Raw genomic sequence first — 13,656 nt, 5'->3', positions numbered from 1 at the left:
GCCGACCGGTACGCCCATCACATCGGGCGGCCGGTTACGCCGGGCGCTGCAGGACCACCATGCTCCGGTCGGCCAGCCGCAGCCGGTCGCCCTGGGTCACCTTGCGCCCCGAGCCGGGGGCCACGCCCTCCGGGCGCTGGGTGTCCACGACCACCTGCCACTCCTTGCCGTGGTTGACCGGGACCACGAAGTCCAGCGGTTCGTGCCAGGCGTTGAACATCAGCAGGAAGGAGTCGTCGCCGATGCGTTCCCCGCGGTCGCCGGGCTCGGAGATCGCGCTGCCGTTGAGGAAGACCACCAGCGCGTTGGCCTGGGCCTCCTGCCAGTCGTCCTGGGCCATCTCCTCACCCTCAGGGGTGAACCAGGCGATGTCCGAGAGCTCGTCGTGCGTCCCCTCGACCGGCCGGCCGTGGAAGAAGCGGCGGCGCCGGAAGACGGGATGGTCGCGGCGGAGCCACACCATCTGGCGGGTGAAGTCGTGCAGCCGCTCGGTGTCCGCGTCGCCCTCCTTGGGCCACGGCACCCAGGCCAGTTCGTTGTCCTGGCAGTAGGCGTTGTTGTTGCCCTGCTGGGTGCGGCCGAACTCGTCGCCGTGGGCGAGCATCGGCACGCCCTGGGAGAGCATCAGGGTGGCGATGAAGTTGCGCATCTGGCGCTCGCGCAGGGCGAGCACGTCCTCGTCCTCGGACTCGCCCTCGGCGCCGCAGTTCCACGAGCGGTTGTGGCTCTCGCCGTCCCGGTTGTTCTCGCCGTTGGCCTCGTTGTGCTTGTCGTTGTACGACACCAGGTCGCGTAGCGTGAAGCCGTCGTGGCAGGTCACGAAGTTGATGGAGGCGAGCGGCCGGCGGCCGTCGTCCTGGTAGAGGTCGGAGGAGCCCGTCAGCCGGGAGCCGAACTCGGCCAGCGTGGCCGGTTCGCCGCGCCACAGGTCGCGCACGGTGTCGCGGAACTTTCCGTTCCACTCCGTCCACAGTGGCGGGAAGTTGCCCACCTGGTAGCCGCCCTCGCCGACGTCCCAGGGCTCCGCGATCAGCTTCACCTGACTGACCACCGGGTCCTGCTGCACGAGGTCGAAGAACGAGGAGAGCCGGTCCACCTCGTGGAACTGCCGGGCCAGGGTCGCCGCGAGGTCGAAGCGGAAGCCGTCGACGTGCATCTCGGTGACCCAGTAGCGCAGCGAATCCATGATCATCTGCAGGACGTGGGGGCTGCGCATCAGCAGCGAGTTCCCCGTGCCGGTGGTGTCCGTGTAGTAGCGCGGATCCTCGGCCAGCCGGTAGTACGAGGCGTTGTCGATGCCCCGGAAGCACAGCGTCGGCCCCAGGTGGCTGCCCTCGGCCGTGTGGTTGTACACCACGTCGAGGATCACCTCGATGCCCGCCCGGTGCAGCTCGCGCACCGCCGTCTTGAACTCCAGCACCTGCTGGCCGCGGTCGCCCATCGAGGCGTAGGCGTTGTGCGGGGCGAAGAAGCCGATGGTGTTGTAGCCCCAGTAGTTGCGCATCCCGGCGTCCACCAGGCGGTGGTCGTGGACGAACTGGTGGACCGGCATCAGTTCCAGCGTCGTGACGCCCAGCTCCGTCAGGTGGGAGATCACCGCGGGGTGGGCGAGCGCCGCATAGGTGCCGCGGATCTCCTCCGGCAGTTCCGGGTGGAGCATCGTCAGGCCCTTGACGTGGGCCTCGTAGATGACGGTGCGGTGGTAGTCGATGCGGGGACTGCGGTCCTCCGCCCAGTCGAAGTAGGGGTTCACCACCACGGAGGTCATGGTGTGCGGCGCCGAGTCCAGGTCGTTGCGGGACTCGGGCTCACCGAAGCGGTAGCCGTACACCGCCTCGTCCCAGTCGATCGTCCCGCTTATCGCCTTCGCGTACGGGTCCAGCAGCAGCTTCGCGGAGTTGCAGCGGTGGCCCCGGGTCGGTTCGTGGGGGCCGTGGACGCGGAATCCGTAGCGCTGACCGGGCATGACGCCCGGGAGGTACGCATGGCGGACGAAGGCGTCCGCCTCGCGCAGCTCGACGGCGGTCTCCGAGCCGTCGTCGTGCAGCAGACACAGCTCGATCCGTTCCGCGGCCTCGGAGAAGACCGCGAAGTTGGTGCCGGCGCCGTCGTACGTGGCGCCGAGGGGATATGCCTGACCCGGCCAGACCTGCATGTCGTCGACTCTTCCACTTCTTCGCCGGGCGCCGGTAGGCCGCACCCCGGCCACATCGGTGCCGAAAGGGCATCGTCACGCAATCGGGCCCCTCCCGGTATGGAATCGCCAAGATCTTCCCCGTTACGGGTGTCCCACTTCCCCTGCCTGCCGCAAGAATCCACCGTCCCGGGGCAACCTGTGCCGTCGAGGTGCCGTCGATACGAGCGACGGTACGACACAGGGGAGACCTGCGTGACGGATCAGGGGGAAAGCCGTTCCTCACCGCGAAAGGGAGGGCTCGGGCGCGGAATCAGGCGCGCCCTGTGGGGCGCCGTCGCTGCCGTCGCCGCCACGGCGGTGATGATCGGGATCACCCTGCCGCGTGACGCCTCCGGCGACGACCACTCCACGACGGGCGGCCCCGCCGCCGGGCCGGGAGCGCCGGGACGGCAGAACGCGGGCAGCGGTGATGCGACGGAGGACGAGGCGCCCGAGGGCGTACACCAGAGCGGTCTCGGGCCTCTGACCAAGGCAGAGGTCGACCGGGCGAAGTCCATAGCCCTGCACCACCGCGACGCGCTGTGTCGACACCAGGAGGGCCGGCCGGGGCGCCGGCTCCGCCGTCCTGAAGACCACCAGAACCCCGGTCACCAAGGAGCTCGCCGCCGACTCCGCGCCGCGCCGCTGGTGGCGGGTGGTCTCCACGGCCGGGAAGAACGCCGACCGGCATCCGCGCTCCTGGGAGCTGGTCCAGCAGCACTCCGACCGGTACGACGCCCACGCCTACACCTCGAAGGACCTGTACGTCACCCAGTAACGGGCCTGCGAGCGACTGTCCAGCGGCAACAGCGACCCGGCCTGCCGCGGCCGGGGCACCTCGGTGGACAAGTGGGCGAACGGCGAGGCCCTCACGCACCCGGTGATGTGGGTCAACGTCGGCTTCCACCACATCCCGCGCGACGAGGACCAGACGCCCATGCCGATCCACTGGCAGGGCTTCCGGCTCGCGCCGCGCGACGTGACGGCCATGAGCCCGCTCACACCGGACGAACTCTCGGGCCGCAACGGACGGGGACAGTGACCGTCCGGCCCCGTCGGACCCGGTAAGCATGTGGTGAAGTAGCGTCGTTACGGCTGCACCGCCTCCCGCCCCGCAGTACCCTTCCTTGATCGTGGACGGGGGCGGGAAGGCGGGTGCAGTCGTGATGTCGGGAGGTCTGGTGCTCCCCGGTGGTGGTGATCAGGGGGACCCGGGCGGCGGCATCGGCGAGGCAAGCACCGGTACGGCCGCCCTCGCACTGCCGTTGGAGATCGGAGCGGAACTGGACTGGGGCGCCGACGAGTGGGCCGAGGTGCGTACCCGCGCACGGCGCGCCGGACGGGCGTACGTATGGCTCAATCTCGTCGAACAGCGCCTGCGCGCCGTCGTCAACGCCGTGCTGCGCCCCATCTACGAACCCGTGCACGGCGACGAGTGGGTGGTGGCGGCCGCGGGCCCGGCCGGTCACGAGTGGGTGCAGCGGGCCGCCGCCGTGCGCGAGGTCAGCCGGCGCAAGGGCTTCCTGCTCGACCCGGCCGACGACAACATCCTCAGCTTCCTGACCCTGCCGCAGCTGCGCGAGCTCGCCGTCCAGCACTGGCCGTGCTTCGAGCCCTACCTCGACGACCGCCGTGAGCTCGAACTCGCCCTGGACGAGCTGGAGGTGGCCCGGCACGTCGTCTCCCGCAACCGGGCCCTGTCCCGCACCGTCCTGGACCAGGCCGAGCGGGCCGCCGCCCGGCTGCTGGACGTGCTCGGCTCCGGGCCCGGCTACCCCTCCGCCGAGCGGCTGCCCGTGGACGCCGTCGAGGAGCTCGTCGCCGACCGCTACGCCGACGTCGTCGGCGTCTATCCCGACCGCGTGCGGCTGCAGCGGCAACTGCCCGCCGAGGACCTGTTCGGGAGCGCGCGGCGGCTCGACGCCGTGGGCATCGGGCTCAACCTGCTCGTGCAGAACTACTCCGGCAAGCGGCTGGTGCGGCTGGCGGAGTCCGGCTGCCGGGTGCGGCTGCTGTTCCTCAACCCGGCCAGCAGCGCCGTCCGCCGGCGTGAGCGCGAACTCGGGCTCGGCCGCGGCGAACTCAGCCGCTCCGTCGAGATGAACATCATGCACATGCGGCGGGTGCGGGCCCGGCTGCGGGACACCGCCGCGTTCGAGATCCGGGTCTTCGACGAGACCCCGCGTTTCACCGCCTACCTCGTGGACGGCGACACCTCGGACGGCATCGCGGTCGTCCAGCCCTATCTGCGCAAGGCCCGCGGCATGGAGGCGCCGGTGCTCATCCTGCGCGGCGGGCCGCGGGAACTCGTGCAGACCAGGGCCGGCGAGACCCCTGAGGCCGAGCACGGGCTGTTCGAGATCTACCGCGAGGAGTTCGAGGGCGTCTGGGCCGACTCCCGTCCGGTCTCCTGACGGCCCGGTGGCCGGCCCCGGCGGACGGCCCCGGGCGGGCCTCTCCCGCAGCCCGGCCGCAGCAGTGTCAGTGGCGCGCGGGATGATGGAGCGACACACGGGGGAACAGCGGGAAGGACGTACGCCAATGGGCATGGGACGACGCCGGGCAAGGCCGGCCGGCACCGGACGGAGGAGGACCGCGGGCATCCGCCCGCGCGGCGCGGGGGACTCCGCGGGCACGGGGGCCGCGCGATGAGCTGGATCAGCGACGCGCTGGTCGCGTTCGACCTGGAGACCACCGGCACCGACGTCGAGACCGACCATATCGTCACCGCCGCCGTCGTCCGGCTGGAGGCCGACGGGGCCGTCTCGCACGAGCGCACCTGGCTGCTCGACCCGGGCGTCGCCATACCCGAGCAGGCGTCGGCGATCCACGGCATCTCGACCGCCCACGCCCGCGCGCACGGTGCCCCGGCCGGCACGGCGGTCGGCGAGATCGCCCACGCCGTCGCCGAGGTGCTGCGCTCGGGCACACCGCTGGTGGTGATGAACGCCCGCTACGACCTGTCGCTGCTCGACCGCGAATGCCGGCGGCACGGCGTCGCGTCGGTCGGCGAACGGCTGGGCGGCGTGCCCGCGCCCGTCATCGACCCGCTGGTCATCGACAAGCACGTCGACAAGTACCGCAAGGGCAGGCGGGCCCTGCAGGCGCTGTGCGCCCATTACGGGGTGGAGTTGGAGGGCGCGCACGACGCGCGGGCCGACGCGGTGGCCGCGGCCCGCGTGGTGCGCCGCATGGGGGAGCGGCACGAGCCCGTCGGCCTGATGGCGCTGGCGGACCTGCACGCCCTTCAGGTCCGGGCGGCGGCCGAGCAGTCGGCCTCCCTCCAGGCGTATCTGCGGCGCACCGCCGACCCGGCGGCCGTCGTCGAGCAGGCCTGGCCGGTCATCCCCCGGCCGAGGTGACCGAGGGTCCCCGCGGGGAGGCCGGGGGCGCCGTGTCGCAGTCGAGGATCCGCCCGTCCACGGTGCCGACCAGCAGCCTGCCGGCACCGGCCGCCGCGAGCGACAGGGGCACGACCACGTGCCCGTCGACGCGCAGCCGGTGCCGTCCGCGCTGACTGCCGGTCCGCACGTCGAGCAGCACGACCTCCCCGGACCGGTGCGCGGCGTAGACGGTGTCCTCGTCCGCGTCCAGGGCCGTGACCGGCTCGTCGGCGGCGAACACCCACTCCGGCGCGCCGTCCGGAAGCCGGCGCCGCACCACGAAGGCGTTCCGCGCGAGCGTCTCCTCGTCGTCGCGGACCACGGCGGCCTGCGCCAGCGCGCTGCCGTCCAGCTGGACGGCCGGGCCGGGGAACAGGTGCGAGCCGCGCCCGGTCTCCCAGTCGAGGGCGAAGAGCCCGCGCAGCGCGGGCTCCGCGCCCGGCTGCCCGTCGGCGAGCGCGCAGACCCACGCCCGGCCCCGCGGCACACCGTGGAGATCCCGCACGAACAGCGGCTCCGTGCCGCGCCGCAGGCGGAAGTCGCTCGCGGTCAGCGTGAAGCGCGCCAGCTCCGTGCCGTCGGACGCGAGGAGGCGGCTTCGGCCGCCCCGCTGGTCGTGCGAGCCCTCCCGGATGACGAGCCGGCCGTCACGGCTCGCGGTGAACGTCACGGCGTGACCCGGGTCGAAGGCCTCCAGGGAGCGTCCGTCCGCCAGTGACAGCCGCTCGACCAGCGTGCCGTGGCCCTGCCACCCCGACCCGGCCGGGCGCACGGTGTGCAGCACATTGACCCAGGCCGACGCCTGGTCTGCGCCGACGTGGATCTGCCGTGCGCCGTCCAGGTCCGGGACGGCCCACTGAAGGTCCCCCGACGGCAGCCGGCACTCCAGCCGCGTGCCTTCGGCCGTGGCCAGCACCCGGCCGTCGCCGAGCACCTCGACCGCCCGTACCTGGCGGCGCGGTTCCCACGCCCTCCCCACGGCGTTGCCGTGCTCCGTCAGCAGGGCCCGGGCGCGGCTCCGGTCCAGCGGCCCCTCGTACCGGACGCGCGGGCCCATCACCTCGCGGTACCCGGCGGACCGAGGAGGCACCGCCCGCCAGTCGTCACGTTCCAGTACGGACTCGAAGCCGTGGCTGAAGGCGTGCTCGCAGTCCTTGTCCTCGGGCGAGACCACCAGGCGCAGCCGCCGCTCGTCCAGCCACCGCACGGAGGTCACCTGCCGGCCGCCGTCGAGGAGCGGCTCGACCCGGCCCGACTCCACGTCCATGAGCAGCAGTTGCCCCTCGAAGTCCCAACTGCCGTCGTAGCGGCCCACACCCACGGCCACCAGCGGGAGCGTCGGGTGGAAGGCCGCCGACATCACCGGCCACGGGCAGGCGTGCACATGCAGGCAGCGCAGGTCCCGCGCGTCGTAGACGCCGACGCGGTACCGCGGCCAGCGGTCGATCGGAGCCCGTCCCGAGGCCGGCCAGTGGATCCATCCCAGGTCGCCGCCCACGACGAGGCGTCCCAGCCGCTCGTCGGCGACGGCGACGTCCGGTACACCAATCTCGGCGAAGGGCCGGTCACCGAGGACACGGTGGACGATCGACGAATCCGGCATGGACACCGCCCTGACTGGAGGAGTGCCCATCCTCGCAGCCCGGGCGGCGCCAAGGGGTCAGAAGGGGTACCAGCGCACCGACGGATCGCCGTCCCGCAACGAGGCCACCCGCCGGCGGAACTCCGCGAGCGCCGCCGGGTTGCCCGGCGCGTGCTGCGCCACCCAGGCGCAACTCGCCGTCTCCCGCGCGCCGCGCAGCACCGCGCAGCCGGCCCACTCGCGCACGTCCCAGCCGTAGGCGGCCGTGAAGGCGTCGTAGGCGTCGGGCGTGAGGCCGTAGCGGTCCCTGCTGAGCGCCATGACGACGAGGTCGTGCTCGCGCAGATCGGCGGAGAAGGTCTCCAGGTCCACCAGGACCGGACCGCCCGGGCCGACGTGCACATTGCGCGGCAGCGCGTCGCCGTGGACGGGCCCCGGGGTGAGGTGCGGGACCAGCGCGGCCGCGGCGGCGGCGAAACCGTCCCTGCGTTCCCGCAGATACGCGGCGTCCGCGGGGTCGACCGCCGTTCCGGCCAGCCGCAGCCAGCGCTCCACACCGTCCAGCAGGTCGCGCGGCGGCAGGGCGAAGTCCGGCTCGGGCAGGGCGTGCACGAGCCGCAGCAGCGCGGCGAGGTCGGCGGGCTCCGCGGGCCGTACGGCGTCCGGCAGCCGCTCCCAGTACGTGACCGGGTGCCCCTCCACCAGCCGGGCCTCCGGCGCCGCCGCTCCGACGGCCGGAACGCCGTGCGCGGCCAGCCAGGACGCCGTGCGCACCTCGCGGGCGGCCCGGTCCAGCAGTTCGGGACCGCGGCCGACCTTCGCGACGGTCACGCCGTCCGCGAGCTCGAACACCGCGTTCTCGCCGAGCGCGATCAGCCTCGCGCCGTCCTGCCCGTCCGCCGCGAGCACGGCCCGGGCGAGCTCTTCGGTGAACGCCATACGGCAATGATCGCAGATCAGTAGGCTGGCCCGGTGACCGAGGAAGACGTCATGGCCTTCTGCGAGATGCTGCCGCGGCTGCGCCGCGCGGCGCGTGGCGCGAGCGCCGACCCGCACGACGCGGCCGAACTCGAGGCCGTCACCGAGACCGTGCGGCGGGGCGCCGGCGACATGGACGCGGTCACCGACCTCGGGCACCGGCTCGGCGTCCGGGTCGTCGACGGCCGCACCTATGCCGGCGGCTACTCCCAGGTGCCCGGTACGACCGGCGGGGGCGGCGGCATCCTGCGCCACCGCTGCCCGCGCGGCCTCTGCGCCCGCAGCGCGGACCCGACGGCGTCCGTCACCACCCCGCGCTGCGAGATCTGGGACGCCGAACTGCGATCCGTCTGGTACTAGACCCGCCCTGCGGGTTCCCGTGGGGGAAGAGGAGGGGTGTCCGGTGCGCGCAGCCGTAGAGCGCGGAAGCCGGCCGGTGCCGGCGGCCGGCGCGCCAGGGCCTCGGGGCGGACGCGCGCGCCGGGCGACGCGACGCCGCAGGGATCCGGAAGGCGGGTCGTAGCGCGGTGGCGGGTCTGCTGGACGAGATCGGCGGGAAGCTCGCCGAGCGCTGGGTCTCCCTGCTCGCGCTGCCCGGGCTGCTCTTCCTCGGCACCGCGTGGGCCGCCCATGTGCTGGGCGGCGGGCGGCCGTTCGACGTGGGCCGCCTGCTGCGCGAGGTCGAGCGCTACGCGGACTGGACCGACGCCCACGGCGGGGCCGGGCTCTTCCTGGCCCTGGCCGCCGTGCTGCTGCTCGCCGTCGTACCGGGCCTGGCGGTGCAGGCCCTGGCCCGCGCGGTCCAGGTGCTCTGGCTCGGGCCCTGGCCCGGCGGGGCGGGGGAACGGCTCGTGCGCCGCCGCCGCGCCCGCCGTGAACGCGCCGACGCGGAGGTCGTCGCCCACCTGCGGAACCACGAACGCGACGGCGACGAGGCCGAACTGGCCGCCGCCCGCGCCGCCGAGGCGCGCCGGGACCGGATCGCGCCCCTGCCCCCGGCCCGTCCCACCCGCATGGGCGACCGGATGCATGCCCTGGAGCACCGCGTCGGCGCGTACTACGCGGTGCCCTTCACGGCGGTCTGGCCGCGTCTGTGGCTATCGGCGACGGAGGCCGACCGCGGGGAGATCCGTACGGCGGCCGGTGCCTTCGAGGCGTCCACCCGGCTGTGCGGATGGGGCCTGCTGTACGCGGCGCTGGCCTGCGCCACCGGGTGGTGGCCCGCCCTCGTCGCGGGCGCCGTGGTCGTCCTCGCCGCCTGGTGGCTCGGCCGCGAACGGCTCTTCGCCCTCGCGGACCTCGCCGACGCCGTCGTGGACCTGCGCCTGCGCTCCGTCGCCCGCGCGGTGGGGATCGCCGTCCCGCCGGGGCCCGTCGCCCCGGCGACGTGGCGGGAGCTCGACCTGGTGCTGCGCCGCCGCCGGTGAGCGCGCCCGGGGGAACGTCGGCACGATGCGCCGGGCCGCCCGGCCCGCCAGGAGATCGGACGAGGATGCTGCACCTGCTGTTCCTGACGTACACCGGACGGGAAGAGGACGCCGGCCCGTTCGTCGCCGCCCATGTCGCGTTCCTGGAACGCCACCACCGCGCCGGCACCTTTCTGCTCTCGGGTCAGACGGTGCCCTCGTGCGAGGGCGGCGTGATCCTCGCCCGCGGGGCGGACCGCCGGGCCGTCGAGCGGATCGCCGCGGAGGACCCCCTGGTGACCGCGGGGGTCGCGGTGTACACGGTCACCACCGTCGACCCGGCCCGCGTTCATCCGGTCCTGGCCGGGCTGCTCGGCGGAGCCTGACGTCCCGTCGCGCTCAGCGGCCGATGTGGACGAAGGGGGCCCAGGCCGCGGGGGAGCGGGCGTAGCGGGTGCGCAGGGCGCGGACGACGTGGTTGAGGGCGCGGCCGGTGTCCGCGGGGGCGACGGCGCCGGGCGCCGGGGCGCGGAGCGCGGCGTACAGGCGGGCGGACAGGAGCGCGGAGACCGCGTCGTCGGCCTCCCACAGGGCGCCGACGACCTGGGGGTAGCCCGCGGTCTGGAAGGCGGAGGCGAGGTGGGCCGCCTCGTCGGGCAGGTGCCCGGTGCGGGCGGTGTGGCAGGCGAGGAGCACCGCCAGTTCGGCGTAGAGGAGTTCCTGCCGGGAGACGTCCCCGGCGCTCAGCGGCCCGCCGTGCAGGAGCAGGCGGCTGGCGGACGGGTCCTGCGGGTCGCTGACGCCGTGGCAGGCGAAGTGCACCCAGCGCGCGGTGCGCAGGGCCGCCAGGACGCGTTCGGGTGTGGCCGCCTCGCCCTCGAGGGCGCGTACGCCGCCCAGCGCGTCCTCGATCGCGGCGATCTCACGGGCCGAGGTGCCCGCCGAGCCCGCCGTGCCGGTGGGCCGGCCCACCGCGAGCAGCCGTCCCCCGGTGCGGCCGGAGGAGATCTGCCGGGCGTGCCGCAGGGCGCGCAGGGTGGGGGTGTAGGAGGAGGCCACCCGGTCCAGGACGGTCCGCCCGTCGGGCAGTTGGTGCTTGCGCTGGAGCCCGGCGGCATGCAGCGGCAGGTATGCCAGGGGCCCCGAGGCCGACCACCACAGCCGGGGAGCGGCCGACGCGGGGGCGTCCCCCGGGAGCGGGCGGGTGAGGTCCAGGGCGGTGAGCACCGGTTCGGCCACCGTGCGCCAGAGCCAGGCGAGGGTGTCCAGCACGAGTTCGCGGGCGCGGTCGTGCTCCTCTTCGGGCGCGCTGCGCGGGAGGTTCACGGCCTCCAGGAACTCCGCTGCCCGCAGGGCAAGCTGTCCCTCCGTCAGTTCCCGAAGCGGCACGTGGAAGATCCGCTCCCGGGTGACGACGACGACGTCGCAGCGCAGCCGGTCCACGTTGACCGCGACGACCGGTCCCTGTGCGGCCACCTCCCGCATCTCCCGCTCCGTGGGCGGCATCAGGAACCGCTCGAAGCCGGCGGTGCCGCGGACGCGCATCAGCAGCGCCTCCCACTCGGCGGCGGCGACGTGCCGTTCCATGACGTCCTCGCCCGCCTCGGCCCGCCGCAGCCGTCTCCCGAGCGCGGAGAACTCCCGGGCCAGCAGGGGATGCGCCGAGGACAGCGCGGTCAGGTCGGCGCGGGCCTCCAGGTCCTGGCCCATCAGCACCGCCCGGCTCTGCTCCAGCAGCGCCAGCGCCTGCGCGGGCCGTCCCGCGGCGAGCGCCGCGGCGCAGCCGGTCCGGCCCAGGCTGGTGCCCGTCAGCGGGTCCGGCCGGCCCGCCCCCTCCGGGTCGCCGCCGTCCGTCCGCAGGTGCGCCATGGCGTAGCGGCGGCCGAGCAGCGCGCCGCCGACGTATGCCCGGCGGTCCTGCCGGGTCAGGGCGAGCGAGGCCACCGACGGCAGGGTCTCCAGGGCCCGCGCCGCCGCGTCGGCGGCGGCCGCCCAGTCGTGGTGCTCCAGCGCGTCGGCCATCGCGATGCGCGCCACCTCGAACCGCAGCGCCGGCATCTCGCCGCCGGGCTCCGCCGCGAGCGCGACCTCGGCCGCCCGTGCCGCCCGCCGGTCCCCGCGGACCGTGGCGTCGGTGTAGTCCGCCCAGTGGCCGTAGGAGGCCACCATCCCGCCCAGCAGGTCCGTCAGGCCCGGGGTCCGCTCCACGCGCCGCGAGGCGTCGGCGATCCTGCGGCGCGCCTCGGCGGACAGGGCGGGGTCCTGGGTGAGCCCTGCGAGGTTGGTGAGCGCGTTGGCGTACTCGGCCTCGCCCGCGGCGCGTTCCGGCGCGTCGTCTGGCAGCCGGTCGAGCGCCGCGCGCAGTTCCGCGCAGCAGGCGCGGAGGGCCGCGGAGTCCATGGCGAGCACCGCCCGCATGTGCTGCCAGGGCGCCGAGGCGAGGAGCAGACGGGCGTGTTCCGGGGTGCCGTGGGGGAGTTCGGCCAGGACGCGGTCGCCCAGCGCGGCCGCCTCCTCGATCACGGCCGGGTCCTGGTCGGCCGTGTAGCGCATCGCGATGAGCGCCATCAGCAGGCTCGCCGTCTGGGCCCGTTCGGGGCTTCCGGCCTCCGTCCGCTCCAGTGCCCCGCGCAACTGCCGCTCTGCGTCGGCGAGGAAGGCGGGATCGATGCCCTGGGGTGTGCCAGGACCCTTGGCCATGGCCCTCAGCAGGGGCTGCAGTTCGGGAGGGACGGGGAAGGCCGAGGTGAAGCGCGTCAAAAGGTCCTCGCCCGCGTCGTCACGCGCGTCGTCACCCGGTTGCGGCCCGGGCGCCGGCACCGGCGCCGGCACCGGCACCGGTTCGGGAGCGGGAGCGGGGCCGGCCCGGACGTCGTCCCGCGGCAGGGGCGTTCGCAGGTGCACCGGCGGCAGCGCGGGCGCGAAGCGCACCATCATCGGCAGGAACCGGGTCGCCACCGAGCCCAGTGCGCGCGGCAGGAGCCGCATCCTGCTGCGGAGTTCGCCCACCGCTGCCGCCTTCTGCGCGATGTGCGCAAGCAGCGGATGGCCCGGCGGCAGCCGTTCCAGGAGCGCGCGCAGCATCCGCTCCGCCTCGGCGGCGTCCGCGACCTCCCAGGCGATGACCGCGCGGGCGGCCAGCAGCGAGGCCGCGTTCACCTCGTAGGCCCCGTCCTCGTCCGGCAGTCCCTCGGCCCGGTACGCCTCCAGGTGGCCCATCGCCTCGTCGATCGTCGCCCGGGCCGGTGCCCGGGGCAGCGTGCACATCAGCGCCACGGCCAGCGCGAAGTGGACGCCGCGCACCTCGTGCCGGTCCCGGAGCCCGCCCATGGTGCGCCCGCTCGCGGCTGCCAGCGCCAGTCGCCCGGCCTGTACGGCGATGTCCACCGCCTCCCGGTCCCGCGGGTGCGCGCGGACCTGCGCGACTCCGGCGAGCACCGCCACCCGGCCCGCGTCCGGGGCGTCGACGTGGCCGGGGGTGACCGCTTCGAAGGCCTCCCGTGCGCGCGCCCACAGCACCGGCAACTCGTGCGTGGCCCCGCACTCGTAGCGGACGAGGGCGCAGTGCGCGAGCCGGGCGAGCAGCCCGGGGCGGCTCGGATCGTCCGGGGGCAGCGTCGCCAGCAGCTCCGCCACTCTGTGCTCCAGGGGGTCCGCGGGCCGGAACGGCTGCTGCGCGGGACCCGACGGGTAGACGGCCGCCACCGCCACGAGGTCGTCGGGCGAGCGGTGCTGGGTCTGCGCCGCCAGGTGATGGCGGACCTCGGGGGCGGTACGGAAGTCGCCGTACACATGCGCAAGGGTGCGGTCGGCCAGCTGCAGATGCAGGACGAGCCGGGCGCGCGACGGATCCTCGCGGGCCGCCGTGTCCAGACCCAGCACCGTCAGCGCGAGCGCGGCGGCGGCCGGGGCCCGACCGTCCCCGCCCCGCCACGATTCCCGCAGCAGGCCCTCCGCCGCCTCGAGCAGGCTTGCGGGCGTCGTGCCGGCACCGTCGACCAGGCGCGCGGTGGCCGGCGGCTCCGCCAGCCCGAAGCGCGTCAGCATGCGGTCCACGGCCCCCCGCGCGTCCCCCATCAGCCGCCCCCGATCCCCTCGCCGACGTCGCGGCAGGATAGCGCGCCCCCCGTG

9 protein-coding genes and 1 pseudogene are annotated in these 13,656 nt (G+C 74.8%); 6 read left to right on the top strand and 4 right to left on the bottom strand.

All coding sequences use genetic code 11. From position 1 onward, the window contains the following. Window positions 1-34: 34 nt before the first annotated feature. Window positions 35-2,155 carry a glycogen debranching protein GlgX gene (gene glgX / locus B085_RS0134565; protein WP_018563181.1) on the bottom strand — a complete coding sequence of 707 codons (2,121 nt, stop codon included), beginning with the start codon at window positions 2,153-2,155 and terminating at the stop codon, window positions 35-37. A gap of 607 nt (window positions 2,156-2,762) precedes the next feature. Here glgX and B085_RS49775 point away from each other — a divergent pair. The 3 genes and pseudogenes from B085_RS49775 to B085_RS0134545 all read left to right on the top strand — a co-directional run. Further along, window positions 2,763-3,218 (top strand): annotated as a pseudogene (locus B085_RS49775) (copper amine oxidase); the annotation flags it as partial. Between the two features lie 124 nt (window positions 3,219-3,342). Beyond that, entirely contained in the window at window positions 3,343-4,590 is a 1,248-nt protein-coding gene (locus tag B085_RS0134550) for an SAV2148 family HEPN domain-containing protein (protein ID WP_018563178.1), read from the top strand. A 234-nt stretch (window positions 4,591-4,824) separates the two neighbouring features. Beyond that, complete coding sequence (locus B085_RS0134545; protein WP_018563177.1) at window positions 4,825-5,538, top strand: 3'-5' exonuclease; 714 nt, start codon at window positions 4,825-4,827, stop codon at window positions 5,536-5,538. Here the strand turns inward: B085_RS0134545 and B085_RS44755 are convergent. Then, window positions 5,519-7,162 (bottom strand): hypothetical protein, encoded by a 1,644-nt coding sequence (locus B085_RS44755; protein ID WP_063741125.1) that lies wholly within the window; start codon window positions 7,160-7,162, stop codon window positions 5,519-5,521. The two genes, B085_RS0134545 and B085_RS44755, sit on opposite strands and share 20 nt — an antisense overlap. A 57-nt stretch (window positions 7,163-7,219) precedes the next feature. Further along, the gene (locus B085_RS0134535) at window positions 7,220-8,080 is read right to left on the bottom strand and encodes a phosphotransferase enzyme family protein (protein WP_018563175.1); all 861 of its coding nucleotides are present in this window, start codon (window positions 8,078-8,080) and stop codon (window positions 7,220-7,222) included. A gap of 33 nt (window positions 8,081-8,113) precedes the next feature. On the opposite strand from B085_RS0134535, the gene B085_RS0134530 reads away from it, so the two are divergent. The 3 genes from B085_RS0134530 (at window position 8,114) to B085_RS0134520 (ending at window position 9,911) form a co-directional block, all read left to right on the top strand. Then, on the top strand, window positions 8,114-8,479 hold the full coding sequence (locus B085_RS0134530) for a hypothetical protein (RefSeq protein WP_026251744.1): 366 nt from the start codon (window positions 8,114-8,116) through the stop codon (window positions 8,477-8,479). A 167-nt stretch (window positions 8,480-8,646) separates the two neighbouring features. Beyond that, window positions 8,647-9,546 carry a hypothetical protein gene (locus tag B085_RS44750; protein ID WP_018563173.1) on the top strand — a complete coding sequence of 300 codons (900 nt, stop codon included), beginning with the start codon at window positions 8,647-8,649 and terminating at the stop codon, window positions 9,544-9,546. Between the two features lie 65 nt (window positions 9,547-9,611). Further along, window positions 9,612-9,911, top strand: a complete 300-nt coding sequence (locus tag B085_RS0134520) for a YciI family protein (RefSeq protein WP_018563172.1) — start codon at window positions 9,612-9,614, stop codon at window positions 9,909-9,911. A 13-nt stretch (window positions 9,912-9,924) separates the two neighbouring features. On the opposite strand, the gene B085_RS0134515 is transcribed toward B085_RS0134520, so the two are convergent. Then, window positions 9,925-13,602 (bottom strand): CHAT domain-containing protein, encoded by a 3,678-nt coding sequence (locus tag B085_RS0134515; protein WP_018563171.1) that lies wholly within the window; start codon window positions 13,600-13,602, stop codon window positions 9,925-9,927. Between the last annotated feature and the right edge of the window lie 54 nt (window positions 13,603-13,656).

This window comes from Streptomyces sp. BoleA5 (assembly GCF_000373665.1).
Classification (GTDB): Bacteria; Actinomycetota; Actinomycetes; order Streptomycetales; family Streptomycetaceae; genus Actinacidiphila.
The sequence above is the reverse complement of the archived record's forward strand: the minus strand, read 5'-3'. Positions and strand labels throughout refer to the sequence as shown.

Bases quoted from the DNA above. Each gene is read 5' to 3' on its own strand.
- glgX (WP_018563181.1), bottom strand. From the start codon at position 2,155: ATGCAGGTCTGGCCGGGTCAGGCATATCCCCTCGGCGCCACGTACGAC.
- B085_RS0134550 (WP_018563178.1), top strand. From the start codon at position 3,343: ATGTCGGGAGGTCTGGTGCTCCCCGGTGGTGGTGATCAGGGGGACCCG.
- B085_RS0134545 (WP_018563177.1), top strand. From the start codon at position 4,825: ATGAGCTGGATCAGCGACGCGCTGGTCGCGTTCGACCTGGAGACCACC.
- B085_RS44755 (WP_063741125.1), bottom strand. From the start codon at position 7,162: ATGCCGGATTCGTCGATCGTCCACCGTGTCCTCGGTGACCGGCCCTTC.
- B085_RS0134535 (WP_018563175.1), bottom strand. From the start codon at position 8,080: ATGGCGTTCACCGAAGAGCTCGCCCGGGCCGTGCTCGCGGCGGACGGG.
- B085_RS0134520 (WP_018563172.1), top strand. From the start codon at position 9,612: ATGCTGCACCTGCTGTTCCTGACGTACACCGGACGGGAAGAGGACGCC.
- B085_RS0134515 (WP_018563171.1), bottom strand. From the start codon at position 13,602: ATGGGGGACGCGCGGGGGGCCGTGGACCGCATGCTGACGCGCTTCGGG.